19 protein-coding genes and 1 CRISPR repeat array are annotated in these 26987 nt (G+C 44.7%); of the genes, 5 read left to right on the top strand and 14 right to left on the bottom strand.

Going from position 1 to position 26987, the window contains the following annotated elements:
- Positions 1-271: 271 nt before the first annotated feature.
- The 3 genes from hcp to AS151_RS19085 form a co-directional block, all read right to left on the bottom strand.
- On the bottom strand, positions 272-1909 hold the full coding sequence (gene hcp / locus AS151_RS19095; protein ID WP_071518665.1) for a hydroxylamine reductase: 1638 nt from the start codon (positions 1907-1909) through the stop codon (positions 272-274).
- A 202-nt stretch (positions 1910-2111) separates the two neighbouring features.
- Positions 2112-3857 (bottom strand): calcium-binding protein, encoded by a 1746-nt coding sequence (locus AS151_RS19090; protein ID WP_139240780.1) that lies wholly within the window; start codon positions 3855-3857, stop codon positions 2112-2114.
- A complete protein-coding gene (locus AS151_RS19085) occupies positions 3781-6297 on the bottom strand; it encodes a DUF4347 domain-containing protein (protein ID WP_071518663.1) in 2517 nt (838 codons plus the stop codon). Before AS151_RS19085 ends, AS151_RS19090 begins: the two co-directional genes overlap by 77 nt.
- A gap of 844 nt (positions 6298-7141) precedes the next feature.
- On the opposite strand from AS151_RS19085, the gene AS151_RS19075 reads away from it, so the two are divergent.
- Positions 7142-9130: an S-layer homology domain-containing protein gene (locus AS151_RS19075; RefSeq protein WP_084639765.1), complete on the top strand. Its 1989-nt coding sequence runs from the start codon at positions 7142-7144 to the stop codon at positions 9128-9130.
- A gap of 331 nt (positions 9131-9461) precedes the next feature.
- On the opposite strand, the gene AS151_RS19070 is transcribed toward AS151_RS19075, so the two are convergent.
- Both AS151_RS19070 and AS151_RS19065 read right to left on the bottom strand, forming a co-directional pair.
- Positions 9462-10448, bottom strand: a complete 987-nt coding sequence (locus tag AS151_RS19070) for a hypothetical protein (protein ID WP_071518660.1) — start codon at positions 10446-10448, stop codon at positions 9462-9464.
- A 195-nt stretch (positions 10449-10643) separates the two neighbouring features.
- Positions 10644-11609, bottom strand: coding sequence for a tetratricopeptide repeat protein (locus AS151_RS19065; protein WP_071518659.1), 966 nt, complete (start codon positions 11607-11609; stop codon positions 10644-10646).
- A 507-nt stretch (positions 11610-12116) separates the two neighbouring features.
- On the opposite strand from AS151_RS19065, the gene AS151_RS19055 reads away from it, so the two are divergent.
- From AS151_RS19055 to AS151_RS19045, 3 genes are all read left to right on the top strand, one after another.
- Positions 12117-14402 (top strand): dynamin family protein, encoded by a 2286-nt coding sequence (locus tag AS151_RS19055; protein ID WP_071518657.1) that lies wholly within the window; start codon positions 12117-12119, stop codon positions 14400-14402.
- Between the two features lie 143 nt (positions 14403-14545).
- Positions 14546-15460, top strand: coding sequence for a CRISPR-associated ring nuclease Crn3/Csx3 (gene crn3 / locus AS151_RS19050; RefSeq protein ID WP_071518656.1), 915 nt, complete (start codon positions 14546-14548; stop codon positions 15458-15460).
- A 32-nt stretch (positions 15461-15492) separates the two neighbouring features.
- Positions 15493-16119 (top strand): tetratricopeptide repeat protein, encoded by a 627-nt coding sequence (locus tag AS151_RS19045; protein WP_071518655.1) that lies wholly within the window; start codon positions 15493-15495, stop codon positions 16117-16119.
- 38 nt (positions 16120-16157) lie between these two features.
- Here the strand turns inward: AS151_RS19045 and AS151_RS19040 are convergent, their stop codons facing one another.
- The 5 genes from AS151_RS19040 to cas1 form a co-directional block, all read right to left on the bottom strand.
- Positions 16158-17138, bottom strand: a complete 981-nt coding sequence (locus AS151_RS19040) for a sulfotransferase (protein WP_071518654.1) — start codon at positions 17136-17138, stop codon at positions 16158-16160.
- Positions 17139-17237: 99 nt separating this feature from the next.
- On the bottom strand, positions 17238-18080 hold the full coding sequence (locus AS151_RS19035) for a CPBP family intramembrane glutamic endopeptidase (RefSeq protein ID WP_139240777.1): 843 nt from the start codon (positions 18078-18080) through the stop codon (positions 17238-17240).
- Between the two features lie 90 nt (positions 18081-18170).
- The gene (locus tag AS151_RS19030) at positions 18171-18605 is read right to left on the bottom strand and encodes a nucleoside deaminase (RefSeq protein ID WP_084639761.1); all 435 of its coding nucleotides are present in this window, start codon (positions 18603-18605) and stop codon (positions 18171-18173) included.
- A 439-nt stretch (positions 18606-19044) separates the two neighbouring features.
- Positions 19045-20816: a CRISPR direct-repeat array (repeat unit 37 nt; unit sequence GTTTCCGTCCCCTTGCGGGGAATAGATAGGAAATGAC).
- Positions 20817-21147: 331 nt separating this feature from the next.
- Positions 21148-21429 (bottom strand): CRISPR-associated endonuclease Cas2, encoded by a 282-nt coding sequence (gene cas2 / locus AS151_RS19025; RefSeq protein ID WP_071518652.1) that lies wholly within the window; start codon positions 21427-21429, stop codon positions 21148-21150.
- A complete protein-coding gene (gene cas1, locus AS151_RS19020; RefSeq protein ID WP_071518651.1) occupies positions 21426-22439 on the bottom strand; it encodes a CRISPR-associated endonuclease Cas1 in 1014 nt (337 codons plus the stop codon). The genes cas2 and cas1 overlap by 4 nt, the downstream gene beginning before the upstream one ends.
- Positions 22440-22547: 108 nt before the next feature.
- On the opposite strand from cas1, the gene csx18 reads away from it, so the two are divergent.
- Positions 22548-22868, top strand: a complete 321-nt coding sequence (csx18, locus tag AS151_RS19015) for a CRISPR-associated protein Csx18 (RefSeq protein WP_071518650.1) — start codon at positions 22548-22550, stop codon at positions 22866-22868.
- A gap of 341 nt (positions 22869-23209) precedes the next feature.
- On the opposite strand, the gene AS151_RS19010 is transcribed toward csx18, so the two are convergent.
- The 4 genes from AS151_RS19010 to AS151_RS18995 form a co-directional block, all read right to left on the bottom strand.
- Positions 23210-24541, bottom strand: a complete 1332-nt coding sequence (locus AS151_RS19010; RefSeq protein ID WP_071518649.1) for a TIGR02710 family CRISPR-associated CARF protein — start codon at positions 24539-24541, stop codon at positions 23210-23212.
- Positions 24542-24619: 78 nt separating this feature from the next.
- Positions 24620-24850: a DUF2283 domain-containing protein gene (locus AS151_RS19005; RefSeq protein ID WP_071518648.1), complete on the bottom strand. Its 231-nt coding sequence runs from the start codon at positions 24848-24850 to the stop codon at positions 24620-24622.
- A 337-nt stretch (positions 24851-25187) separates the two neighbouring features.
- Entirely contained in the window at positions 25188-26321 is a 1134-nt protein-coding gene (locus AS151_RS19000) for a putative CRISPR-associated protein (RefSeq protein ID WP_071518647.1), read from the bottom strand.
- A gap of 29 nt (positions 26322-26350) precedes the next feature.
- Positions 26351-26971: a hypothetical protein gene (locus tag AS151_RS18995; protein WP_071518646.1), complete on the bottom strand. Its 621-nt coding sequence runs from the start codon at positions 26969-26971 to the stop codon at positions 26351-26353.
- Between the last annotated feature and the right edge of the window lie 16 nt (positions 26972-26987).

Raw genomic sequence — 26987 nt, 5'->3', positions numbered from 1 at the left:
AGCGTATCTAGGCTAAAATAGTAGGTAATACTATTTCTGAAAAACAACGATTGTCTGGAATTTGCCAATTGCCCTGGTAGGGGCGCTCACGCCTTGCGCCCCTACAAAAATGCCTCTATTATCTCTTGCAAATTATTAAGGAAATGGTATAACGCTAAAACTTCTTGTGGTTTTTTCTCTCCTCCCCCTCCTCCCACTCCTCCCCCTCCTCCCACTCCTCCCCCTCCTCTATCTCAAACGTGGTCTTTGCATATCGAATTTGGTATCACTTCTAACTTTGCAAACAAGCAGCCAAATCTTCATCGGGGGTGGAAATTGGCTTCAGGTTGTACTGCTGCGAGAGCAATTGCAAGACATTGGGAGAAATAAACGCCGGTATGCTGGGACCGAGGCGAATATCTTTGATGCCTAAGTACAGCAGCGTCAGCAAAATTGCCACCGCTTTTTGTTCGTACCAAGAGAGAACCATCGATAGCGGCAGTTCGTTCACATCCACCGAGAAAGCATTCGCCAGCGTCAAAGCAATTTGAATGGCAGAGTAGGCATCGTTGCACTGACCCACATCCATCAAGCGGGGGATGCCGTCGATGTCTCCCAGATTTTTATCGAAGAAACGGAACTTGCCGCAAGCTAGGGTGAGAACCACACAATCGTTGGGAACTTTTTCCACAAATTCGGTATAGTAATTGCGGGTAGGTTTGGCACCATCGCAACCGCCAACCAGGAAGAAGTGGCGAATATCTCCTTGTTTGACTGCCTCGATAACCTTATCCGCTACTTGCGAAACGGCATTGCGAGCAAATCCCGTGGTGACGCAACGGGAATCACCGTCGGTGGTAAAACCAGACATGGCTAATGCTTGTTCGATGACGGGGGTAAAATCATCGTTTTGGATATGGGGTAAACCAGGAAAACCTACCGGACCGGCGGTATAAACGCGATCGCGATAGTTATCTCGCGGCGGCATCAGGCAGTTGGTGTTGAGAACAATGGGACCGGGAAACTCGGCAAATTCCTTGGTTTGATTTTGCCAAGCGGTACCATAGTGACCGTATAAGTGAGGATATTTTTGTTTTAATTTGGGATAGCCGTGTGCCGGCAACATTTCTCCGTGGGTATAGACGTAGATGCCTGTGTTTTGAGTTTGCTGCAGCAGTTTTTCCAACTCTAGCAAATCGTGACCGGACATTAAAATGGCTTTGCCGCGTTTGGCACCCAAAGGAACGCTGGTGGGTACGGGGTCGCCGTAGGTTTGCGTATTGCCAGCATCCAACAGTTCCATGGTCCGCAGGTTGACTTTCCCCAGTTCTAGGGCAATTTCTACCCAATCCTGCAAGCTTTTGTCTTGGCTATCTAAAGCAGCTAAGGCACGATGGCAAAATTCATATACGCTATCGTCGTGTTGACCGAGTTCGGCAGCATGGAAAGCATAAGCAGCGATGCCTTTTAGTCCGTACAAGACGGTCAGTTTGAGGGAGAATATATCTTTGTTGGTGCCGGATTGACCAATGAATTCGTATTCGATATCTTTGCCTTGTTGTACCAAGTTGGCTTGGTCGCTAGCGGGTTGGAAATTTGCTAAATCCGACCAAAGTGGCGTACTGCCGGTGGCGGCGATGCGATTTTTCAGGTCTTCTCGCAACGCGATCGCTTTTTGGATATAATTACAAAAGTCTTCTGGGTCAAAGTTAACGTTGGTGAGGGTAGCAAACAGTGCCTCGCAGGTAAAAACATCAACCTCTCTGTCAGTTATACCTACTTCTCTGGCTTGTAAAGCAACTTCTCCCAATCCCCGCAAACAGTGAGCGAGTAAATCTTGCAAAGCATCGACTTCCGGGGTTTTGCCGCAAGCACCCATTTTATAGCAAGCTTCGCCTTTGGTGGTTTGTTCGCATTGGCTGCAAAACATATGGTTTCTCTCCTTCCTGCTGGTCTATTGTTACTCTATCCGAACTGCGGGGAAGATTTCCTTGACCTAAGTCAAATCGCAGCCAATTTCTAGAATTTTGTTGTTGGTAGCAAAATACAAAATTCCCTCTATCAAGAAAATAAAAAAAGTAGGGTGCAACAAAACACCCTACCAAGACAAATGGTTCTAAAGATGGGTTGGGTTATGCCAGAGAAGTGATTTGGATATCGTCTTCAGTGATGTTGCTGGCATCTACACCTGTTAGACCTGCGATCGCTTCTCCGTTGACAGAGATAACCGTACCACCAGTAGCTTGTAAAATACTGACATCTTCAAAAGTGATATTTTCCGGTTGGGGTGGCATGTCATTGCTAATCAATTCCAACGTATCCACGCCATCTTGATAATCGCCAATGAAGTTGACACCGTCTTGGGAAGTTAGTGAGAAGACATCGCTGCCAGCACCACCAATAATGGTGTCTTCTCCTGCGTTACCAGTAAGTGTGTCGTTCCCCTCTCCACCAAGGAGGATATCGTTGCCATCGCCGCCATTGAGGATATCGTTTCCGAAATCGCCGCTGAGAAGATCGTCTCCTGGGTTGTTCGCAAGAAAGTTGTCGTTGCCTTGACCGCCAAAGATGGTGTCATTTCCTTGCAAGCCAGACAAGACATCATCGTCGCTGCCACCATTTAGGATATCGTCGCCGAAATCTCCATTCAAGCGATCGCTACCAGTACCACCGAGGAGATTGTCGTTGCCTTGACCGCCAAACAGGGTATCGTTACCGTCGTTGCCGTCAATGGTATCCGTTCCCTGATTGCCAAAAAGCAAGTCATTGTCACTACCACCATTGATATTTTCATTACCATCACCGCCAAGTGCAACATCGTTGCCAGCATCCCCTTGGAGATTGTCGTTATCCGAACCACCAAAGAGGATATCGTTGTCGTCACCGCCACTTAAGTTGTCATCGCCGCTGTCGCCGAAGATGAAGTCATTGCCAGCGTCACCGCGAACGTTATCGTCTCCAGCAAAGACAGCAATGCCATCGCTGCCACCACCAGCAGTAACATCGTCATTTTCGTTAGAACCTTCTAACGTGTCGTTGCTATCGGAACCGGTAATGACATTCAAGAGACCATCGTCGTCACCGTCACCGTCGTCGCCATTACCGTTGTCACCGTCGTCGCTATCATCACCATCATCATCGTCATCATCGTCGCCATTGTCGCCATCACCGTCATCGATTTCCACATCAATACTGAAACTCTTATCAAACAGAGAGAACCGTTCGCCATCAGAAGCATTCCAGCGAAACTCCAAAGTTTCTTCAAAGCCAGCGTCAGGTTCTAGAAGCAACGAGTCAATCTCGCTAGCAGCAATAATTTGTTCTGGATTTACTTCTGTCTGACCCAGGAACAAAGTACCGTTTTCTGGCAAGCTTTCGATGGAAATGGCTTGCAATTCGCTGCCTTCCGGATCGGAGAAAGCTTCAGCAAAGGTATCGCCATTTAGATCGATTTGACCGTTGGCAGCAACTGTTCTGGTAATATCGACGTGTTCTATGCTGGGAGGATTGTTGGTGGTTCCACCACCATTTCCACCACCAGAGTCACCATCGTCACCACCATCACCGTCGTCACCGTCGTCACTATCGTCGCCATCATCTTGAGATGTATCCACATTGACATCGAGATTGACTACATTGACATCGAGATTGACTGCAGAAAAGCTGTTGGTATCTAAATCGTTGCCAGCGGCATCTTCCAGACCATTGTTTTCTACAGAGATAGCAGTAACATCAATGCCATCACTATCGTTATTGTCGTCACTTTGGATGGTGTAGGTAAAGACGGCGTTGCCATCGCTGTTAATAGTATCGAGATTGGCAGTGCGGGTGGTGCCACCGATATCCAATTCCAAGGAAGCATTGCCATTGGTAAGCAAATCTTCGTTGGCATCGGACCACCAACGTCAGAGTATCGTCGGTTGTCAGAGTGCCGCTGTTGGTAGTAGTGACGGCACTAATGGTGGGAGGTGTGGTGTCTCCTTGTTGAACTTCCACAGCACCAATATCGACCGTACCGTTGCTAATGCGATCGAACTCAGATCCGCGTTGGTCGTAGGGAATGCTTTCGCTGGTATCGCCATCTCCGTCTAAATCCTCGCTATCTGCGGGAACAGCACTGTTCGCACCACCATCAATTGCAGGACTTCCGTCAAGGGGAAGGTGGGTTGGCGTAGGACCGCCGTTATCGTTGAGAGAACCAAGTTGCGGGTTTTCGCTGATAAAGGTGGCATCGGTGACGTTCGTATCTTCGACAATATTGCTTCCGCCAGTACCAATGTTGCCACCGTCGTTTTGCAGATCGCGAAATCCTTGATTTTGAGCAATGATGGAATTATTAATGGTAACGGTATCTTTGTTGAAAATCCCAGCACCGTTGCCAGTTGCTGAATTTTCAAAAATCGTGCTGTTGTTTAGCGTAGCTGTTTTAAGATTAAAAATACCGCCACCATCTGAAGATGAGGTATTACCGGAGATAGTGCTGTTGGTCAAAGTCAGAATGGTTTCGCCGGAGAAGCCAGCATTATGAATGCCGCCACCTCTCTCCTCTACAGAATTACCAAAAATGGTACTGTTATAAATACGAGCTAAACCGCTGTTGTCAATACCGCCACCGTTACCGTTATCACCTGCAGAATTACCGGAAATGGTACTACCATAAATGCGAGCTGAGCCATTGTTGAAGAATCCCCCCCCTCCGTTATCTGCATAATTATTAGAAATTGTACTGTTCTGGATGTTAGCTGTGCTATTGAAGGTGAAGTTAGCAATCCCGCCACCATCGTCACTTGAAGAGTTTCCTGTAACAGTACTATCGCTAACAGAAAGAGTGGCGGAGGCATCATTGAAAATGCCGCCACCATCGCGAGTAGCAGAATTTCCAGAAATTTGGCTGTTACTGACCGTAGCAGTAGCATTTTGGCCGTTGAAAATACCAGCGCCATCGCCTCCAAACGATGTAGCGTTATCTTTTATAGTACTATTAGTAAAGCTAGCACTCGCATTCTCATTGTTGAAGATGCCGCCACCACTACCGTTGCTAGTATTATTGGCGATGGTGCTGTTGTTGAAAGTAGCTGTACTATAAATATCGTTGAAAATGCCACCTCCCGGGCCACCTCCCAGACCCGATCTGTTGTCAGAAACTTCACTGTTATTGAAGGTGGTGTTGCTGTTGGAATCGCTGAAAATACCGGCACCGCGAACAGCAGAATTTCCAGAAATAGTGCTATTTTTCAGGGTTAGTTCTCCCTGTAAGTTAACCCGAATGCCGCCTCCTTCTTCGGAGTTGGGTAAGGTAGAACTATTTCCATCGGATGGTGCTTCGCCACCTGTGACTACTACATTTTCTAAAGTAAGATTGGCATTATCCAATACTTGAAAAACGCGATCGCGTCGTTCGCTACCACCACCAATATTGCTGGCATCAATGGTGGCTTGACCGCTGCTGGTACGAATGGTGACGTTACCACTGTTGGCAATGTCGAGGTCGGCTACGGTAGCATCCGGACTAGATTCGGCATCGTTGGTATCGCTGAGACTGAGATTGTAGGTTTCGCCTCCTTGCAGTTCGATGATGTAGTCATTATCCGGATCGTTGTTGGCAGTCAGAATGGCATCGCGTAACGATAAGCCATTGCCGGTATTTGCCTCGCCGTCGCTTTCGTCTGTGGTGATATTAACGTTGAGGGTAATGGTATCCAAAATACCAGGATAGCTTTGCTGGGTGGTTTCGGAAATGGCTAGCGAAGAACGAACGTTCCCAATTTGTACCTCGAAGTTCCAGTTACCGCCTTGCTTGGCATTGCCGGTAATGCTGCTGGTGGCGGCGATATTCGCATTTGTCAGAACAGCCAGTTGTTCCAAGAAAGATTCGTTGCGAACGGTATCGGCAATACGGCAACCATACAGGAAAATATCCGCATCTGCTGCCAAGGCATCTCGCCAGCTTTGTAAGTTGCGTTCGTAGGTGGGTAGGGTTTGGCGGTTGAGAACGCTGTTGCCTACGTAGAGACACCCAGGCGAACCGTGAGCAATAATATGAATGGATTCAAGGTTGCGGTAATTTTCTAGGATTTCCCCAATCTGTTGGATGCCGTTGCGATCGCGATCGAGCAGAATGGCTTTGGTTCCGGGAACCATCCCTGCTATCAAGCTTTGGTAGTTCTCTACACTCGGATCGATCAATGCCAAAGATGTGCAACTGCCATCCTGCCGTAGATGCTGGCTAGTACAATTGTGTGTTTTTGCGCTCTCAACCGCGTTAGCTACACTATCCAATTCCGAAACTAAAGTGGCTTGAAAGGCAACTTGAACCATAACTATCTCCTTTTGATCCAAGAAATATCTCCGACTAGCCTTTATAGCTCGTACTTTTTTGGAGTGTCAATAGGGTTTTGGGAATCACCATCCAAGTTTCCTGTAGGTTTTCTCAACCAAAATACCTTCAATCCGCTTACTGTGCGTACTTCAGGATTTTTCATGGCGGCGTTTTTGCCAGACATCTGAATGGCTTATTCCGCGACAAAATTCAGTTTTTACGAGTTTCGGATAAGCTTAAGGCTGGAGATGGATCCATCATACATAGGAAATGGGAGATGGATCTTGGTGAATATGTCCTAAAAAAACAAACAAAAGACGATCGCGAAAAACTATTAGATGTAAAAATTGTAGGATTTTCATTCCAAAATGGGGGTAAAATCTTGCATAAGCATTAATTTCACCAACTATAGCCCCTGAATTCGGGAAGTTTCTGTACTAAGCCGTAGCTGCGCGGGTAGAAAGATTTCCCAACGCCAGGAACTTGGCACGCGCGATCGCGTCCTCTAAAACCGGGATTCTGTCTGGAAAGTATGGAAAGACACTCGTCCAAACAGGTAGGGAAAAGAACATTCAGGTTCCGTACAAGGCCGCGTTGTGTTTTATTATTTATCTAAATAGATATTTAAAAATTTTATATAATAATTAAATTAAAGGTAAATTTTAGTATAACTGCAATGTATAAAAGGCGCATTTTTGTTTTGATTTCGGCAAAATTCACATGGGGGGCGGCAATGTTAAATTTTTAGAAAATGTTTTTGGAAATTTGTTTCCGGTTATAGCGATCGCGATTATCAAGTGATATAGTAACGGTTGCTAGAGAATTTTCCTGGAGGATAAGTTTGTGAGACTTACAGCGATCGCTACGTCTGTATGCTCGCTACTTTGCGTGGTATCCCCAACGGTCAACGCTGCCAACCCCGACCACGTCAAGCAACTGCTAGAAACCAACGAATGCGAACGATGCGACCTACGACAAGCAGATTTGCAAGGAGCCAATTTACGGAAAGCTCGACTGGGAGGTGCTACCCTGGTAGGTGCCAATCTTCAAGGTGCCAACCTACGAGGAGCCATCCTCAATGAAGCCAATTTACAAGGTGCCAATTTGCGAGATGCAGATTTACGAGGCACGAATTTGGTTTCTAGCAATCTTCGCTTGGCACAACTGCAAAATATTCGTTTTAACAGACACACAAAATTTCACAATAGCAACCTCAAGCAAACGCAATTACCTGCGTGGCTTTGGTCCGATACGGTAGATCATCCATGGAAACACTGTTTTTGGAAATTGGGGCAACAAAATATTTTCAGTGGTTATCCTGATGGTACGTTTCGACCCCAACGACCGGTAACCCGTGCTGAGTTTGCGGCTATTGTTCGCAGTGCTTTCCCCGATGCAGCAACAGTGCGGGAAGCAACGCCGTTTCGAGATGTTTCTGCTAATTATTGGGCTGCAGATGCCATTCGCGAAGCCAATCGCACTGGTTTTCTCAGCGGATATCCGAGAAATTCCTTTCGACCCAATCTCCAGATTCCACGGGTACAAGTATTGGTTGCGATCGCCAGTGGTTTGGGACTAGAAATTCCCAACGGTAGCGATCGCTTCCTCCGTACTCTCACGGATGCGTTACCCGATGGCCATACAGATGCTATTCCCAATTACGCTACTGGGAAGATTGCAGCCGCCTTGCAGAAACAACTGGTCGTTCTTCCCCCTGGCGATCCATTTCTGCCAAACGAACCGGCAACTCGTGCCGAGGTGGCTGCCTCAGTTTGCCAGGCAAGGAGAAAACCTGGTGAGATAGAGGAGATACAGCTTCGCTATGTTTTCCAAGTACCTCCCGAACCCTCAGCACCAGCGAAATCCTGGGAAGATGCACCGTTACGCCACCGCTTAGATGTACAAGATGCTACCCTGGCTTTAAGCAACGACGGTCGAACCCTTGCCACCTATTTCCAGCAAGGCCAACAAGTGCGACTGTGGGATACGGAAACCGGCGAGGAACAACGAACAATTGCTGTTAGTGAAAACACGGAAATTCTAACCGCAGCGGTCTCTCCCAATGGAAACACCATAGCCACTTTAACCCGTTCCCAGAACCAACCATCGCTGGCAGTACAAATTTGGGATGCGCAAACGGGAGAAAATTTGCGATCGCTTTCTCCACTGGAACTTCCCCATAACGATGCAAACGACAACACAGAACTTCATATCAACCTCACTTACAGTCCAAATGGCGAGTTTTTGGCTACCAGTGTTAGCAGTTCCGAAAAAAATAGCAATCCCCAAGCCATTCAACTGTGGGATGTAGAAACTGGCAATCTGGTTCGGAGTTTGCAAACATCCCATCACCCCATCAGAAAAATGGTTTTTGCCCCCAATAGTACCCTGCTAGCGGCGGTTACCAGCGATAACAAGGTTCAACTGTGGAATGTAGAAACAGGAAAACAAGAGTGGGTACTCACAGATGCGTATAAAGTTCGCTCTTTTCTAGATTTTCGTGCTGATAGTGAGATGTTGTTGGTCATGGTGGATTTCGGTCGGACCCACGGCATCAGACTTTGGGATGTTCGTACGGGAGAGTTGCACCATACATTTGGTGGTCCCTTCGATCGCACTTTAAGCATGTATGCCCTTAGTTTTGAAGCGCAAAAAGTTTTTGGCGGTAGCTACGTGGTCGGTGAGGAACTCATTGATTTCTGGCGTCGTTCCATTTACGAGTTAGCTGATTTTCAAGAACCAGGCGGTAAAGACCACATTCGAGATGCTATCTTTAGTGCTGATGGTACCTCTTTGGTTGTTTCTACATCAGAAGCTCTTTATATTTACTAGGATGGAACTTGATTTTGCGGGGAGAGACAAAGAATAATTTTCTTTCACTCTAACCCACTTTCCCTTAGAATCACGAAAATTGATAGGGGGTGATTAGAAATTTCTATTCTCCCCCTTAAATTGATGGTAATTGTTTGCTACAAACAAGTCTCTGTTTCGTATTTGTAGTTGAAATGGCGACAATTTTTATATGAAATCCACTTGAATAGATTGAATCGCTCTCAGACCCCCGGCTGCAATCCCTGAGCTTGCCGAAGGGTCGCCGTCCCCCTTAGCAATGGGGACTACAGGGGGTTCTTCCCCATAAGTCTATAGCCGGATTTCATATTACTTAATTGGGGTTGGCACTTTTAAAAGAATTAGCAATTTCCCCTACAACAGCGTCAAATTCTGGTTGAAAAGAGCGATGGTAACTCAATTCTAACGTTTTAAACATATTGTTATCGAAAATTGTCTTGCGATAAAAGACCATATTTCCTCGATAACCAGACACGACAAAGAAATTATCGTTGATGCTTCGATACATAACTTCCCGATTCGAACCAGAAGAATCTTGTTGTAGAACTTGCTGGTAGCGTTCGTTTAATGATTCGGACAAAGCATTGTGGCTGCCATATACCCGCATGATAATTTGTCCGTCAGTTGACTGAAATTCTCTACCATCTCCATTTGCAGGTGGCGGTTGTGGGGTCAAAATATTGGCTGGATACTTGACGCGATAGTAAAAGCGTGGATTTGTATATAGTTGGTACTCTATTTCATTGGCTGTGGGTAGGTTCGCCATTTCTTGGGTGTCGGTGGTGCAATTTTGAGGTGGCTTACCTTGACCAAGATTAAACTGATAAAAATCTTTGAGGTGGAGGAGAGTACTGCGATAGCGTATGGCATTGATGCTACCTTCGGTCTCGAGTTGAGCGCGACCTACTTGCAAAAACCCATCTTGCCCCCAATTTTCCATTGTATCTTGGCGGGGCAAATCGGAGGGCATATCGGCATTTCCAGGAATTGTTTCTACACTTTGCCCAGTTACTGTATTGTTATTCACCTCACCTGTGATGCAGGTTCTGGAACCTTTGTAAGGATAGTAATACTCACCCACAATGTCTTCCCCTTGTTTCCGAAAGCGAAAACATACGCCGGAAACCCGTTGAATATCGGATGGAGGGCGATCGCTACATAGACGATAATTTCCATTGGGTAAGCTTTCTACCGTAAACCGAGCGTTGGTCGGACCTTTGATGAGTTCTGCACTCTGAGCTATAGGAGACAATCCTAGGAAAACCGTAGAGAGAATCGGAAAACACAAATACCATTTCATAAGCCAACGAACTCTGCTATAGGTGTTCGCCATTGTTGTAAATTATGGAAAGTTCTAATTCCAATCGGACCATAACATAGCAAGCGTCTTTTCTTGTATAACCAGTTTTGGGTTGATGCTCCTGTTTCCTGAGATAAAGAGAAAGAGAACTGTTTTTATCTCTTTAAGAACAACATGTAGCTGGTCAAAAAGCTATCAACGCAATTTTTCTAATTGTTCCATGGCATCGCGATAGCCTTGTTGGTTGCCCTTTTGTTGGAACAACTCAGCAGCTCGTTCGAAATTTGTACGTGCTTCGTCTATTTTGCCACGAGTTTCATAAACGAAAGCACGGTTGTAGTAAAAAAATGCGCGATCTGGATCGATACGAATGGCACGATTGTAGTTGGAAATGGCTTTTTGATATTGTTCTAGCTTTTGATAGGCACTTCCTAAGTTGTTGTAAAAAGTAGCAAAATCGGGGTTGAGTTCGATAGCGTGATGGTAGTTAGAAATGGCTTCTTGGTATTGTCCTAGATTTCTATAAGCTAGTCCCCGGTTGTTGTAAGCAGTTTCCAGACCGATACTCCCCCAGTCATTATCGATTTCAATAGCACGAGTATAGCTAGAAATGGCTTTCTGGTACTTTCCTAATTGCTGATAGGCACTTCCTTGATTGTTGTAAGCAACAGAATAATCGGGATTGAGTTCGATGGCGCTATCGTAGTCGGCAATTGCTTTCTGATATTGTTCCAGATCGTAGTAGGCATTTCCCCGATTGTAGTAAGCAGCGGCATAATCAGGTTTGAGTTCGATGGCGCGATCGTAGTCAGCAATTGCTTTCTGATATTCTCTGAGGTTATCGTAGGCATGTCCCCGATATAAATATACATTCACATTTTTGAAATCTAACTCAATGGCTCTGGTCAATGCTTCTACAGCCTGGCGATAGTCTCTCTGTTTGTACAATTCCTTGCCGCGATTGTAATAGTCTTGTGCCGATTGAAAATCTTCTGAAGGAATGTTGGGTGTTTGTAAATTGGCTGGTATTTTTGCTGCACTTACTACAGAACAGGTTCCTAGCAAACCCACTACACTCAAGCAGAATCCCCACCATCGAAGCCGTTTTAACTGGGAAGGTTGCAATTTCTGGTAAGGTAGTGTAGAAATACGTTTTTTCATGGCAAGATTTCCCAATCTATCAATCTCCATTGTTCTATGGTAGCCAATGAAGGCGATCGCTGACATTTCTAAAAGAGACAACAACGGCGCGATCGCACTTTTCCTTCCTAGACGGGGGCAAATAAGTATCGATGGAAAGACCACTCAAAAAATTCTGTCGTTATACTTGGACAACCTCTTTCATCGTTTTGTTGTTTTGTTGGATGAAAAAATATTACAATTTTAATAGAAAAACAAACGAGCGATCGCCTAAAACGATCTATCTCTGATTTAAAACGATCTATAAAAAATAGCGATCGCGGTTATAGTGGTTGGCTATCCGGTTAAATTCACATTTCTTAGTAATTTAAGCTAGCTTTACCACTTGCATTCGGGAACAAATAGGCTAGAATAGACAAAATTATCCAATGACTTCCTGGGTTTTGGCTGCCCGTGGTCATACAACCGCAGGAAAATCCGGGTATGGCTATCTTTTGAATCAACTTTGTTGGCAAGGAGCGATTGGGAATGACTGTCAATAATGGTAATGCGGCTACAGATATTCAAAAGCTACATCAAAATCTTTCAGAGTGGCTCAATCGGGTGGGTGGCGTGATTGAAAATGCCGGTACTCGAATTCCGCAAAACCAAGCAGAATATCAGGTTTTTCAACGAGATATTCGCAAGGCTACCGAACAAGTAGAGAATTTAGAGCTTACCACCTCAATTGTAGCGCCGATGAAAGCTGGGAAGTCAACCATTCTCAACGCGATCGCCGGTCAAGATTTGCTTCCCAATCGCGCCGCTGCCATGACCACCATTCCCACAGAAATTGTATTTGACGGTAATTTAGCAGAACCCCAACTAATTCTAGACCCAGAATTCATTTCTATTTTTGAAGAAACCATCAAGCAACTGAATCGAAAAATTCAAACCATTGGTCAAAAAGAAGCCGAACACAGGATTTCCGATTTTCCCCACTTACAAAATCTCCTGCAACGAATTCAGAAGCCCAACCAAATCGCTTTTGCCAAAGAAACCAAAGGACGTCAAAAAATTCGTCAAATCTTAACCGATATTAACGACTTAATCCGCTTGTGCAACTGGATTGTACCTCGTTTTAATCCCCTGAGTAGACTATCAAAAATCCCCCGTATTGAGGCTCCTTTTGTACCTGTAGAAAGCAACGGCAATCAAGAAAATACAAATCGCTATCTCGGTAAATTGGTTTTAGTAGATACCCCAGGACCCAACGAAGCGATGGAAGAAAAAACAGAGATTAATTTATACGAAATTGTTACGTGGCAATTGCGTCGCAGTTTGGCTGTTTTGGTTGTCCTGGATTTTACGAGTTTAAAAACCGAAGCCGCCGAAAAAATAAAACAAGAAGTTCGCCAAATTAGCGAGTATATCGGCAAGAATAATTTATACATCTTGGTTAATAAAATCGACCAACGAAAAGAGGGAGATCCCATGACTTCGGAACGCATTCAAGAACTCGTTGAAAGCGAATTTGGTGTGCCAATGTCGGGAAACATACAGTGTTTTTTTGAAATTTCAGCAAGGCAAGCTTTCTGCGCCATTAATTTTCTCCAGGAATATCAAAAACACGATTCGGGAACCAGTTTAAGCGAAATGAACCAGTCTATTGTGCGTTCTTTAGCGCAGGAAGTGTTGGGAATTGATTGGGAAGAAGACTTAGAAGAAGCCACACCTAATTTCCTTTATAAAAAAGCGAAAAAATTATGGTCTAAATCTGGGTTTCAACCTTTTTTAAAAGGAGTAGTTGATGTTTTAATTGCTAAGGCAGCTCCCAAATCCATGAATTCAGCAAACAACCTCGTTCGCAATCGTTTGCAAGAAATTAGCGACTTTTGTAATTTAAAACTCAGTACGCAAAAATCAAATGTAGAACAAGTAAAAAAGACACTTTACGACCTCCAAAGCAATCAAGAACTTTCCCAGGCTAGTCGCGATATTTTAGAGGAATTAAAAAGTCAAAAGCTTCAGAGCGTTCGCCAACAACTAGAATGTATACGGGAAGAACTTGTTTATAGATATCAAGGAGATATTTTAAAGCAAGAGATTAAGCAATATCTGCTAACGTCAAATGTTCAACTGGATACACACTACTTCTCCAGCAAACAAGCAGCAGAAATAGAAGCAGCGAGAGCCGAACGTTGCTTGCAAAGCTATCAGGAAGAAGTTTTGCAAACGATTGTCCAGGAATTTGATAATAATTTGCAGTACAATCTAGATCGGTATATCCATCCTCAGCTACAAGCAATTTCTGCTAAAATTCAAGAAGCGCAAGCATCTATTCATTTTTATTTAGGGGTCAACCTATATTGGCAGCCGCCAGAATTGTACCTTGGATCGATTTTTGAGGATTCGCCATCGTTGGTAGAAAATCTAGAGCCACGAATTTCCATATGGGGATTTTTACATAATTTATTTTCATCTCCTTTTCAATACCTTTTTGAAATCCCCAAGGTAGATAAAGTTTATACGTTGAAGTTAAAAAATATCAATAGTTTTCGAGAAAATATCGAAAATGCAATAAACAGTCTATTCGACCGGATGAGTTATTACGTCGATGAAACTTTACCCAACAGTTTTCAAGAGTATGCCGATAAAGTAAATGGTGTTCTCCAATCCTACATAGATTCTCTAGAAAATTCCATTTATTCTAAAAGTAAATCGAAAGAGGAACTAGAAACGATCGAACAAAACTTGGAGTTTTTATTGCAAGAGACAGAGCAATATTTAAAAGAAGCAGAAGTATTTCGCTGTCAAATTGAGGAATTTTTGTAATCATTGGCGGTTCCTTTTTCTGGGATGTCGGCAGGCAGATTTCCCTGCTGCTGCAGGTAGGAGCAATTTCCGGGTAGTTGAAGACCCCAGTTCAAAGCTTCTTTATAATAGAGAGTATAGTTGTGCATTGGAAGCAAACGATTATGGCGACATCCCAACATGACGGTATCTCTCTCACGGTTTCCCGGCAGCAGACCACGCAAGGATTATCCTATCAATTGCTGGAAATCGAACTCACAAAACGCGATCGCGTTATTTATCCAGAAGCGCTGACAAACTTGCAACTGCCGCCAGAAATTGATACAACTATAGGTATTGTAGTATCCGGACGTGCGCCTATTTGGCTGTACGGCTATCTGGTTCACGAACTCCATCCGACCGCATGGGTGGCTTTTTACGAACCTCGGAGGCAAGCTGCCATTGTGGTTTCTACCCACAGCCGTCTGGTAAATGTGGGTGAAGCGATCGCGTTGCCGAGTACCAGTAAAAACTTGTGCGCGGCGGTGATGGTGGTAGGTCCGCCAGATAGCGGCAAAAGCGTGTTCTCCCATGCGTTGTTCCAAGCTTTGCTGCCAGAAATTCCCAATATTTACTTGCAACGCGCCAATTGGGATGGGGAAGGCAATTATATTTTGGAATTACCCAAGGAAGCCGACGGGGAAACCTTCAAGCGGCAACACAAAGGCGAACTGACGGAAGAATTTTTTCCCTACCACGCACAAGCGATTTTACAGCTACGACGGCAAAAATCTCTGGTTATTGTTGATGTGGGAGGCATGGTACAGCCGGAGAAAAAGCCAATTTTGGAGTCTTGCTCTCACTATATCATTATTAGTTCCGACCCCGAACAGGTAGATGTCTGGCACGAGTTCTGTCGCGATCGCGGCAATCTCTCTCCCATTGCTGTTATCCATAGCACCCTTTCCGAAACAGAAACCATTTATCCCACCAAAGAATCTTATTTGGAAATTACCTGCGGTCCTTGGATTCGTTCGGCAGCAACAGCCGTTCCCCAAATCTTGTTAGAAAAGATTCGCAATTTAGCCATCGTTCGGTAAAAGCTGCTTTTTGGGAACTAGAAAAAACAGAGATGAGAGAATTGCTTGTTTTGGTGGTGATGGTTTTGTTTTGGGTAGCATGGCAAATTTGGCGACGGGGTAGCAAGAAACAGCAGCGGTGGCGTTCCCCAAAGCGATCGCAAATGGCTTTGAAAGGGTTTATCCAAGCTCTTAAAAACGATCGAAAAACTGACAGCAACCGCCACCAGTCGGCATTGATTGCCAGATTTGAGGCAATTTCAGGAAAACGCGGTCAAGCGATCGCGCGTTTCACCCAAGCCATTTCCCTCGATCCAAATCATGCCATCCTTTACTTCCATCGCGGTCAAATGCTACACGAAATTGGGGATTTGCGTGCGGCGTATCGCGATTATTGCCAAAGTGTTAACCTAGCTCCAGAGTATGCTGATGCGTACGTGGCTTTGGGTTGTTTGTTTTTCGATATGGGAGATTTCAACCGCGCGATCGCTTCCTGTACCCAAGCCTTGAGTTTCGATGAAAACCATGCGTTGGCATACGCTATCCGGGGAGAAGCTTATTTGAAGCTAGAAAATCCCCAAGCTGCCGCCACCGATTGCGATCGCGCTTTGGCTTGCCAGGAAAACCATCCCCAAGCCAGGCGTTTGCAGCAACAACTCAGTCAGGTTTTTAAAAACTAGAAGAAAAGGAGGGATAGGTGGCTTTGCAATCCAAGTAGCTAGCTTGATGAAACAGGATATCCTAATTTAGCCAACATGGGGGCAGCCAATTGTTCGCAAACATCAATTTCTTCCTGAGAAAGACTATTTTGCCAGTCTCCAATTTTTCCCTGACGAATGTGTTTCCCTTCTCCTTTATTTTTCTCTTTAGAAATATCCCATGTATCAACAATATGATGTACTTGTGCCTCGTCGTAAGCAACTTCTAAAAAATCGAAGATTTCTTTGAGCTGCTGCACAGGAGATTGTCGCAAGTTTTCATATTTTACTCTATGAATGCGATGGGAAAATTCCGGTTCCGCTTGAATGCGATCGCCCCACTGAATACATTTCTGCCATCTTTGAACTACATCTTCTGTAGATTTGCGTGCCCAACATTGCGTTTTAGAACGTGCTTTCCAAGAAGTACAAACATCTCGTACGTCCCTAACAACTTCTAATACTTTGGCTTCTGGAAAATGAGCGAGGATGCTATTTGCATAGCGAATATGCATCGGAGTCTTTTCTAATAAGATTTGTTCGGAATTCCCTCCTTTCTGGTGAAAGTACATATCGAGAATATGAGCAATTAGATTTTGAGCTTTAATCAAATCATCCTCAGAGGCTTCTTTAAGCTTAGCTATCTCTTCTTTAAAATCTTCATAATCTATACAAATATGTATACCAACTTGGTTTGCATTTTGATACAATTTATATGTACGAAGCATTCCATTCCAAATATCGTTGCTATGAAATCCAAAAAGTATAGGTTTGAAACCAAAATGTTTGAAAATCCAAGAAGCTTTTTTTAGACGTACGGACAATTTTAATTTCTTTAAGTACGTAAAAGGATCGTATACAAGTTTATATAAGTGAGATTCGGATGGTAATTTCACAATTTGAGGATGGCTGCCGAGCATTTTGGTTATCCAAGTGGTTCCAGAACGGGGACAACCCACAACAAAAAGTTTCTGATAGTTAGAATTGGAGGGAATACTCATTATCTCCTAATACCAATAAATGATAAATAACTTTCGGTCACCACGAGAAACTATCTGGTTGCTTAATAGCATAATCGTTGTTTTTATAAATTGCAACAACTATTTCAATGGTAGTTCGTCGATACCAGGAATCACTTCCGTATATAAATGAGCCTTGCCTAGATAGTTTCTTCCCAGAACCACCGCCAGACTCGCAGCCAAAACCGTCAGCAAATCCATCATCGCCGAAATATCGACTCCGGTTTCCCAAGGATAGGGAAAATTGGTCATCCAGTGAAACAGAAACGCCAACAGCAGACTGCCACCCGTAGCATTGTAAACCACCGTCATGACAATCGCCGTCGCGATGAACCCCAAAAACAACTGTAGCAGAACCAAAACCAGATTGCCTTGGGTACCGCCGCCTAATTCCCTGCCGAGAAAAATTGCCGGAACGTGCCACAATCCCCAAACAAACCCTAAAATAATAGAAGCTTGCCAGCCGCTGAAGCGTCGCTGCAGCAGAGGCAGTGCCAATCCCCGCCAGCCAAGTTCTTCCAATGGTCCTTCCGTGAGTCGCAGCCAAGCAGCAACCAGTAAACTACTGGCGGAAACTGTTGGTACCATGAGAGCATTTTTGCCGGTGGCTTCCGTGAAAGCAGCGGCTAGGAAGTTCGCGCAAGGAATTCCCAGGAGAATGCCTGCATACCATCCCCAATGAACTCGCCAAAGTAGCAACCGTCGCAGGTATTGGCGCAGACCCAACCATCCTTGGGTGGTGGTAACGATTATCATAGCAGCGATCGCGGGAGACCAGACAGCCAGATAGGAAAGGGGAGAATATTCTTCAATGGAAAAGTCATAGTTTCCCCAGCTAGCCAATAGCAGCAGCAATCCCGGAATCCCCCAAGAAATGGCAAAAGTTAGCAAGAAAAAGGCAAACAACGGATGCCGTATGACCATGGTTCCATATTGTGGAAGCAACGCTTGTTCTAAAATATCGCCAGCTAGAACCCCATTTTCCAGCAACGAGATGCCGCCGACAGCAATTTATCAACAATGTTGTTGACCGATATCTTCAAACCACAGATTCGGCTGTAACTCGATAAAATCTTTCATCAGTTCGATACAATCCGGGTCGTTGAGAACTTCTACGCGAACCCCGCGACGTTTCAGGAGGTCTTCTTCTCCTTGAAAATTATCGTTTTCGCCAATGACCACATGGGGAATTTTATACAACAGGATAGCACCGGCACACATACTGCAAGGGGAGAGAGTGGTATACAAGGTTGCTTCTTGATAAAAAGAGGCTGGTTGTCTGCCAGTCTTTTCCAAAGCATCCATTTCCGCATGGAGAATGGCACTCCCTTGCTGAACCCGGCGATTGTGACCGCGACCAACAATTTCCCCGTTGCGAACAATGACCGAACCAATGGGGATGCCTCCTTCACCAAAGCCAGTTTTCGCTTCTTGCCATGCAGCTAACATCCATTTATCCACGGTCTTTTCTCCTGGTTGCACGCTTCTGGATTTATGGTACTGGAGAAATCCGGCTTTGGAAATTGGTCCGTTTGGTCGGTGAGGTCAAATGGGGGGTTTGCTTTTTTTATGAAGGGAGTGACCTGAGTATAAATTTCTACCTACTTCCAACGAAGGAGTGTTTGTGGAATCATGTCTGGTTCCGAGGAAAAGTATACCCAAGTATCGGTATTTGGTGACATTTCTCGTTCTAGTCTGCTTATCCAATTTTGCCAGTTATGGAAATGCCATGCAGGGAAGTTCTACAAGAATTGTATTTGCGAGGGGTTTTTTGTAGAGGTTCCTAGACGGTTTGATGGAAAGGTGGTTGATACCAAGGGTGGCTATGTCGCGATCGATGTTTCTTTTGACGAAGAGTTTTTCCCAGTCTACGACCCAAAAATTCAGAGTTTCCGTCCCCTTGCGGGGAATAGATAGGAAATGACGTTCTTTGTTTGTTGTCCATGGAGGCACGTTTTATGTTTCCGTCCCCTTGCGGGGAATAGATAGGAAATGACTGATTTCAAACATATTCCATATGCGGAAACTGTGATTGTCGTTTCCGTCCCCTTGCGGGGAATAGATAGGAAATGACACTGGAAGGGGCTCCTTCGTCCATTCAAAGGTTACCTTCTGTTTCCGTCCCCTTGCGGGGAATAGATAGGAAATGACATTTACTGAGGTCGATGCACTCCCCGAACACAACGGTTTCCGTCCCCTTGCGGGGAATAGATAGGAAATGACATTAACACAGGGAATCACCGCTTACGAGAGTGGCGCCGTTTCCGTCCCCTTGCGGGGAATAGATAGGAAATGACTTCAGTACAATCGACCTGAAAGACGCGAGTGACCGGGTTTCGTTTCCGTCCCCTTGCGGGGAATAGATAGGAAATGACAGCAAAAGGGCAAGAAGCGGTTTGCGCCGCTTGTGATCGGGTTTCCGTCCCCTTGCGGGGAATAGATAGGAAATGACTCACCTCATACGGGGGAGTCAAGTGGGGAATCATCCCCCTTTGCAAGTTTCCGTCCCCTTGCGGGGAATAGATAGGAAATGACCAGTGATAGCCGATCCAGGCCGTGGGCCAGGCGAAAGGTGGTTTCCGTCCCCTTGCGGGGAATAGATAGGAAATGACAAAATGCTTGGATTTAGTCAACATAGCCTACGAAAATGTTTCCGTCCCCTTGCGGGGAATAGATAGGAAATGACCAAAAAAGGAAAACATCTTTCACATCGATTGGGTTTGAGCCGTTTCCGTCCCCTTGCGGGGAATAGATAGGAAATGACAACGACTTATTCTTTTTCCGTTCGCAGTGAAGAAGCGTTTCCGTCCCCTTGCGGGGAATAGATAGGAAATGACTCCAAAAAGGAGATTTTAAGATCGTTCTTCCAAATAAGAAAAGAGCGGTTTCCGTCCCCTTGCGGGGAATAGATAGGAAATGACAAGCTTGCAACGGGCTTTTACAGCAAGCAAGAGTTTCCGTCCCCTTGCGGGGAATAGATAGGAAATGACGAATGGTATTACTTACTCCTTAAGGGGAGTGATGCCGTTTCCGTCCCCTTGCGGGGAATAGATAGGAAATGACAAAAAACATCGCTTTAAATGTAGACGGATTCATGGTAGGTAAGTTTCCGTCCCCTTGCGGGGAATAGATAGGAAATGACAAACATCCAAAGCAGGAGGTAGAGGTATCAGAAGCCGAGTTTCCGTCCCCTTGCGGGGAATAGATAGGAAATGACGCTTTGAGTCGTTCTGATTCTAACAAAACCCAAGTTTCCGTCCCCTTGCGGGGAATAGATAGGAAATGACCCTTCTTTTTATTTATATTATTGGAGACTGAGATGAATAGTTTCCGTCCCCTTGCGGGGAATAGATAGGAAATGACAGATGACCTGTTTAAAGCAGAAGATGAGGACGAAAGTTTCCGTCCCCTTGCGGGGAATAGATAGGAAATGACTTCATCAGATTTCAATAGAAAATCAAGAAAAAATTTGTGTTTCCGTCCCCTTGCGGGGAATAGATAGGAAATGACTTCCACGGATTTTTCCGAAGATCCCAGAAAAATGTAGTTTCCGTCCCCTTGCGGGGAATAGATAGGAAATGACAGAGGAAGAGGAAGTGTTCCAAAAAATAACTCCTCATCTTGTTTCCGTCCCCTTGCGGGGAATAGATAGGAAATGACCCTACCCCTAGGAAACTCGCTCTATATTTGGTTTTCAAGGTCCAATTGCGCCAGACCACGTACGTAGTCCTTTACAAAAATTTACAAGGTTCCAATCCGCCAGATAAAATCTTCAATATCCAGCTTTACTCTCAATATAGGGCAATTTTCTCCAGAAGTCAAGGCAAAAATCCTAAAAAAAATTCGACTCGCTGCTTCTCCCTCCCACAGAGACTTTCCTGCTCTTCGCGTCAAACTGTTGGTACAAATTTACATTCCGAAACAAAAGCCCTCCGCCAGGGAGGGCAAGGCTGAGAACGCCTGCAGTGGCATTCAATTTCCACAACTTTGGTTACAAAATTAAATAATCAGGTGGTTCGTAGGGAGGTGGACTTCCGTATACCCGCGCTTGCGCTTTCGCCTTCGCATCCAACGGATAAACGCGCAAACTATCTTCCGGCAACTTCAACACCTTCAACCACCGAGACAACAATTTATCCAGCGTCGGCGCGTCCACAGGACATTCAAAAACCGAATACTGTACCCGCTGGCATCGCTGTTCCATTAGCTTTGCCAACCGCTGCCGTCGCTTGTCATCGCGGATGTCGTAGCAAACCAACCATAAATTTGTCATCGCAACACAAACGCCTCATAGTCCAACTCAGAAGATGCCAAACATCGCCCCATCCATCGCGCTTGTTCTAGCAAAATTTGATTTAAAGCCAAACGACGCTGGTTTTGGGGTGGATAGCGGTATTTGGTTTGAAACTGCTGTTCTAACTGGGCTAAGAATAGTTTTTTGGCGGTTTGACCCAACCAAATGCCAGCACCATCTGGAGAAGGCTCAAAATCCTCCCACGTCAGTAAATCGGCTTCCAGCAAACGAATGGTGGCTCGATCGACAATAACCGGACGAAACTCCTCCATCAAATCCAAAACCATATTGGGACGGTAAGGCGCGATCGCGTGAAAAAATCCCAAGTACGGATCGAGTCCCCCTTGAACGCAGGCAGCAAAGACACGCGCCAGCAAAACCCCATATCCCCAACTGAGCAAAGCATTGATGGGATCGCGGGGAGGACGGCGGTTGCGTCCTGTAAATCCCCATTTTTCAGGAAACCAATGGCGCAAAGCCTGGTAGTAGGTCCGCGCACAAATCCCCTCGATTCCCATAATTTCGTCTTCCTGTAAAGGCGTATCGCTGGCTTTTAGCTGCTGCTGGTAAGCGCTGAGAATGTCAATGGCTTCTGTAAGTTGGCTAATACGACCGCGACTTTTGCGATTTCGCTGCTGCAACAAAACTCGTTGGTTGCAAACCTTGCCAAAAACCAATTTTTGTGCTAACGCCCTCCCAAATGTTGTATTCACTTTTTGATATTGCGCCAGCCGCACCGTGGGATTGGTGGCAAACTGTCCTTGCAAGCGTCCGCGAAATCGTCCATCTCGCCGCAGAAAGATGGTTTCAATCCCATTGTCAAAGAAAGCGGAAATGGCACTGTGGCTGAGTTGTATCCCTGGCAAAACCACAACTAGGTGAACTTCAGCCAAACGACAGGAAGTTGTCTTTTCCTTGCGGCTTACCGTTAACACCTGGTTGCTATAGCCAACTGTGGTTCCCGGTTCGGTGAGATAGAGAGTGGTCATATCGGTTCGACATTGCTATACCCTACACCTTCTATTTAAACCCTATGTTGAATAGGGGTCTTCAAAGCGCTGTTATAATAGAAATTGTCGATTGAGTGAAAAACCACTATGCCTTATTCCGTCGTCAAACAACTGGTTCGCTACCGCAGCGTTTTGGTTGCCCTCGCCAACGCTGCAATTACCTGGGTGATTTTAATTGTTGCGCCTTTGGGACTGTTTGCTGTTATTCTGTGTACGGCATTGGTCTTTTTCAGTAGTATTGTATTCGGTACCGTTGGGGATTTTGCCTTGTTTTCCCTGCTGCGACCCAGCGGTTGGAATTCTGTCTCTGCCACCACCGACCCAGAAAACATCGACTCCCAAACGTCGCCAACGGCAAATCCTGCCAAATCTCAATTTGAAGGAAAGCAACAGCAAAATTTGCCTTAAAAGAATAGAAACAAAAATCGAAAATCGGGGTGGATAGTTTTGGGAAAATCGAACGGAAAATTCTCCTATTGTCTTGCTTGTCAGGGGGAACGGTTGGCGAAACTTTGGGTCTGCTACGAAATCTGTTTTGGTAAGACCTGATAATAGAATTGGGTTAGAACCCCCTGTAGTCCCCCTTGTAAAGGGGGACGGTTTGGGGGACGTTTGTGGTTGAGAGAATCGGATTTGGTATGCAATATAAAATTTGCGATCGCGCTATCTACCCATTTTCTATTGGCAACTATCGATAGATTTTTCTTGAAAAAAGCTCCCTTCTTTACGAATAAAGAAGATAGTATGGGTTAAAAAGGTAACTGGAGGGGAAATTGTACCGGCGCGTGTTTCTTTTTCCCAACCACCACAGCATCAATTCCGGTGGTGACAAACGTTTTTACCAGCGAAGCAATTTGTTGGTACTGATTTTTGGTGACCGGACGCATACCATGGGCTAAAATAGAATCGTTGCGCGCGGTTAAAATATCCAAAAGTTTGTCTTTATATTCCAGATAAATTTTGCCGAGGGGGTCATCTGGTAACTCGGCAAGTAGTTCGTAACTTTTGGTCAATGCCAGTTGAATTTTTCCCTTGGTGGGAGAACGTTCCGCTTCGTATTTTTCCTGTAGGGATGCTGGCAATTTGGTGACATCCACATCGCCAGTTTGGATTTGATACCCTTCCCAAAGACGAACTTGCACCAAAAGTTCCAAAGCGCGATACAATCTAGCTACGGCATCGTCGTATCGTGCCAACGTAGCGCGGCGTTCGGCGTTGAGAAGAATATCTTCCACAATTTCGTAACCATGTCTGTTGATGCCATCGGCTGTTTCAAATTCATCGCCAATGGCTGCCGCAAATTCTTGACGGCTTCCCATGACCCGTTTTAGAAATAAGATTAAGTCTTTGAGTGCCGGTTCTTTGAGATAATTTCGCAAGCACGCGATCGCTTTTCTGTGGTCGAATTTATCCCAAGCATCCAACCCTTCGCAGCAATCCAACAGTTGTTCGATGCGAAGTCGATCCTCTTGGGATAGTTCCATGTTTTGTAACAAAATTTTCAACTCCGCGATCGCGGCTGGATAGTTATACTGTTGGAGAACCCGGGGAATAAATTGTTCTACCGTCCGATTAACAGTAACGGAAGATACAGCAGCGGCTTTGACCCGTTCTCCCGCTTCTACGCGAATTAAATTTTCCCGGGTGGTATTGGTGGTTAAATGAACTTTCGCGCCATAATCCAAAGCTACCATTGCCAATGCCACCGACATGGTTTTGGTGCCGCCGGTATAGTCGGCTAGAAGATTGGCTTGGGGAAGTTCCTGTCGAATTTCGCGTACTTTTTCTGCGATCGCGCGGTAATTTTGTGATAGATCGTCAGGGTTGGATATGGTTATTAAATCGCGATTTGCTTGAAAGCGATCGCCTAATTCCAGATATGTCGGTAAATTTGGCAAGCGATCGACCACTTGTGCGCCTTGACGAATTTCGCAGGGTTTTCCTTCGCCAATAATTTGGGTTTCGCTGCCTCTAGAACCGCCGGAACAAACAAAGACCACGCGATCGGGGTTGAGGCTTTGAACTGCGGTAATGATGGGTTGCGGAGACCCGCCAACGGTAATAAGTAGGATTTTAGACATGATGGTATGCGATCGATTTCTCTAGATATTTTAAAACAAATTTAAAATGAATAGCGTTCCTGCTAGATTGCACTCATTTTACTGATTTAGTAAAAATTTTCCCTGAATGGGAAGTTCTAACACTTGGGAGTTTTGCAATCTTTTTGAAAAGAATAGCAGTTCCAAGTTTTCTACTTCCCCAGTTTCCGGATTGAACCTAGCAACGATGTCTCCATCCAGTTCTTCCGATTCCTGTTCGGCATAGGGTGGACATTGGTTAATATATAAAATATCAGCATCGCGATCGTAAAAAAAAGTTACGTTTGACATGATTTAGTCTCCTTTTGGGATTTTACGAGCTATATACGCAGTAACAATCCAATGACGCTGGAGAAAGCTTGAATCTGTTACTACGACAACAACGATATATTTGCCGTTGCGAACGCTATCGAACCAACGATAAAATAAGCGTGCACTGGAAGTAAAACGACTGTATCGTACCTTATCTGGTTGCTGCAAAGTTAAAGCAAGTTCGCTTTCATACGCTGGCAGCAACTCGGGATGAGTCTCTATTATATGTTGTTCTCTTTCAAGGGGTAATTCTACTTCGCTTTCTAAATACGGACATAGAAACTTTTTCACATTTTTAAACTAATTTTATACTTATTTATTTTAGCATCTGAGCTGCCAAATACTCATCTATACGCACAAATGGAGCATACCTCCTTCGTTCTCGATTGGGATTTACTTTAATTTGATTGGGATAATCTTTACCTATTTCGTCTTCACGAATCGCTCGCCATACTAACAATTGCCAACCTTCAATAGAAACCAAATAGCGGTCTGTTGTTCTACCAGGTTTCAACCAGCGTACGCCATTCCCTAAATTGATATGTTCTGCTTGACGAAAAGCCTCCTGAGAACGAGACACTCGTTCGAGAAACTGTATAGGATTGCACTCATCTAGCTGGTTGAGATTGTTAAAACATTCATCTAAAGCTACTTTAGATAAATAGGGAACAAACGTGGAGGCATTTCTAATTTCATCTAAAAATAAAAAACCAATAGCTGATAAAGTAACGCGATCGCCAATTTCCTCAATCAAAGCATCGAACCATTTTCTTTGATTGTAAGGAATTTGTGCTTCCCATTCCGATTTGGAAATATCGGTATCTCGCTCGATTTTTTCAAACAGTTCTCGATAAGCTTCAAATTGAGAACGCTTAAATTCAACCGGCAAGGGAGGCAAGTCTAGAACGGTGGTAGATTGCTCGAAAATATACCGACAAACAACGCCTTTCAACATACCGATAAGAACGGTATAGGGAACCAATGCTTTAAAACCACCGGTGGGATTTAAGATCGCATTATCGTTACCGTAGTTATTAATTTCTGTAATGACCCGTTTCACGAAACGAACAACACCTTCCCGGCGAAATGCCTCAGCATCTTTTACCTGCAATTCAGGAATTTTTTCTGTCGTGACATCAACTTGCCAATGATGTTGCAAGTATTTGGCAACAGCCAAAGCACAACAGTATCCATCATCCGTACTGGAGGATAGTAACAAAACTCGATCTCGGGAATCCAATTTCATGCGAACCAGAGAATGGATTTCAGCGGAAAGTTTCTTTTGTAAATTTTCGCCACTAGGTTCCAGGTCGCGAAACTCTTGAAATAAGGCTTCGGCAGCCGCTTCCACATCGTTTTGCTGTTCTATCCATTGCTGAAACTGCGGCGGTTTCATTTGTAAAATTTTGGCTGCACTGGTTCCGGTGGAACAAATAAAAGTTGTAACCATTGTTTGTACCTCTCAAGTGTGTTTTTCCGTTAAACAGTCGTTGGGTTGTTGACTTGCCGATCGCATTGTTGGAAAATATAATTTACCGAAGCAAACAAACTGTCCAAATCTTGAATTGAGTAAAAAGTGATATTGCGTGTAAAATCGCGATCGCGTATTTTGCCAAACTGCCAAATCTTCCCATTCGATACGATACCAAATACGGCGATTTCTTCCCGTTCGTTCAAACGCTGTGCAGCCACCATTTCTGCCAAACATTGCCCCCAGCCTTCATCAAATTTATCCTGTTTGGCTTCTACAAAAATTAAGTAAGGACAATCGAAAACCACTTTTCCCAAAGGAGAACGTTTGGCTAGGATATATTCTGGAAATCCCGACAAGCGATCGCTATAATTGAGAAATTGATGGCTCCATAATAAAAAATTGTGGCGGTAGATTTTCCAAACTTCCTTCAAAACTGGATAAATCAAATTTTCGCAAATCGCCAATTCGGAGTTATCCACAATCCCATCTTGCATAACCAGTTGCAAATCGTATCGGAAATGCTGGGGAACTTCCAACGGTACTTCTACAACAAAATCAGCTTCCCGATAGAAAATTTGAAATTCCCGAACGACGGAACCAATGCTTTTGAATTCTGTAATAGACATAGCGATCGCTCCTTAT

It is taken from the genome of Geitlerinema sp. PCC 9228, assembly GCF_001870905.1.
Taxonomy (GTDB): Bacteria; Cyanobacteriota; Cyanobacteriia; order Cyanobacteriales; family PCC-9228; genus PCC-9228.
This window is presented reverse-complemented; position numbering and strand designations above follow the sequence as displayed.

Coding starts and splice junctions, on each gene's coding strand:
- AS151_RS19065 (WP_071518659.1), bottom strand. CDS start 11,609: ATGAAAAAACGTATTTCTACACTACCTTACCAGAAATTGCAACCTTCC.
- AS151_RS19030 (WP_084639761.1), bottom strand. CDS start 18,605: ATGTTAGCTGCATGGCAAGAAGCGAAAACTGGCTTTGGTGAAGGAGGC.
- cas1 (WP_071518651.1), bottom strand. CDS start 22,439: ATGACCACTCTCTATCTCACCGAACCGGGAACCACAGTTGGCTATAGC.
- AS151_RS19085 (WP_071518663.1), bottom strand. CDS start 6,297: ATGGTTCAAGTTGCCTTTCAAGCCACTTTAGTTTCGGAATTGGATAGT.
- csx18 (WP_071518650.1), top strand. CDS start 22,548: ATGCCTTATTCCGTCGTCAAACAACTGGTTCGCTACCGCAGCGTTTTG.
- AS151_RS19070 (WP_071518660.1), bottom strand. CDS start 10,448: ATGAAATGGTATTTGTGTTTTCCGATTCTCTCTACGGTTTTCCTAGGA.
- AS151_RS19010 (WP_071518649.1), bottom strand. CDS start 24,541: ATGTCTAAAATCCTACTTATTACCGTTGGCGGGTCTCCGCAACCCATC.
- AS151_RS18995 (WP_071518646.1), bottom strand. CDS start 26,971: ATGTCTATTACAGAATTCAAAAGCATTGGTTCCGTCGTTCGGGAATTT.
- crn3 (WP_071518656.1), top strand. CDS start 14,546: ATGGCGACATCCCAACATGACGGTATCTCTCTCACGGTTTCCCGGCAG.
- AS151_RS19005 (WP_071518648.1), bottom strand. CDS start 24,850: ATGTCAAACGTAACTTTTTTTTACGATCGCGATGCTGATATTTTATAT.
- AS151_RS19035 (WP_139240777.1), bottom strand. CDS start 18,080: ATGGTCATACGGCATCCGTTGTTTGCCTTTTTCTTGCTAACTTTTGCC.
- hcp (WP_071518665.1), bottom strand. CDS start 1,909: ATGTTTTGCAGCCAATGCGAACAAACCACCAAAGGCGAAGCTTGCTAT.
- AS151_RS19040 (WP_071518654.1), bottom strand. CDS start 17,138: ATGAGTATTCCCTCCAATTCTAACTATCAGAAACTTTTTGTTGTGGGT.
- AS151_RS19000 (WP_071518647.1), bottom strand. CDS start 26,321: ATGGTTACAACTTTTATTTGTTCCACCGGAACCAGTGCAGCCAAAATT.
- cas2 (WP_071518652.1), bottom strand. CDS start 21,429: ATGACAAATTTATGGTTGGTTTGCTACGACATCCGCGATGACAAGCGA.
- AS151_RS19045 (WP_071518655.1), top strand. CDS start 15,493: ATGAGAGAATTGCTTGTTTTGGTGGTGATGGTTTTGTTTTGGGTAGCA.
- AS151_RS19055 (WP_071518657.1), top strand. CDS start 12,117: ATGACTGTCAATAATGGTAATGCGGCTACAGATATTCAAAAGCTACAT.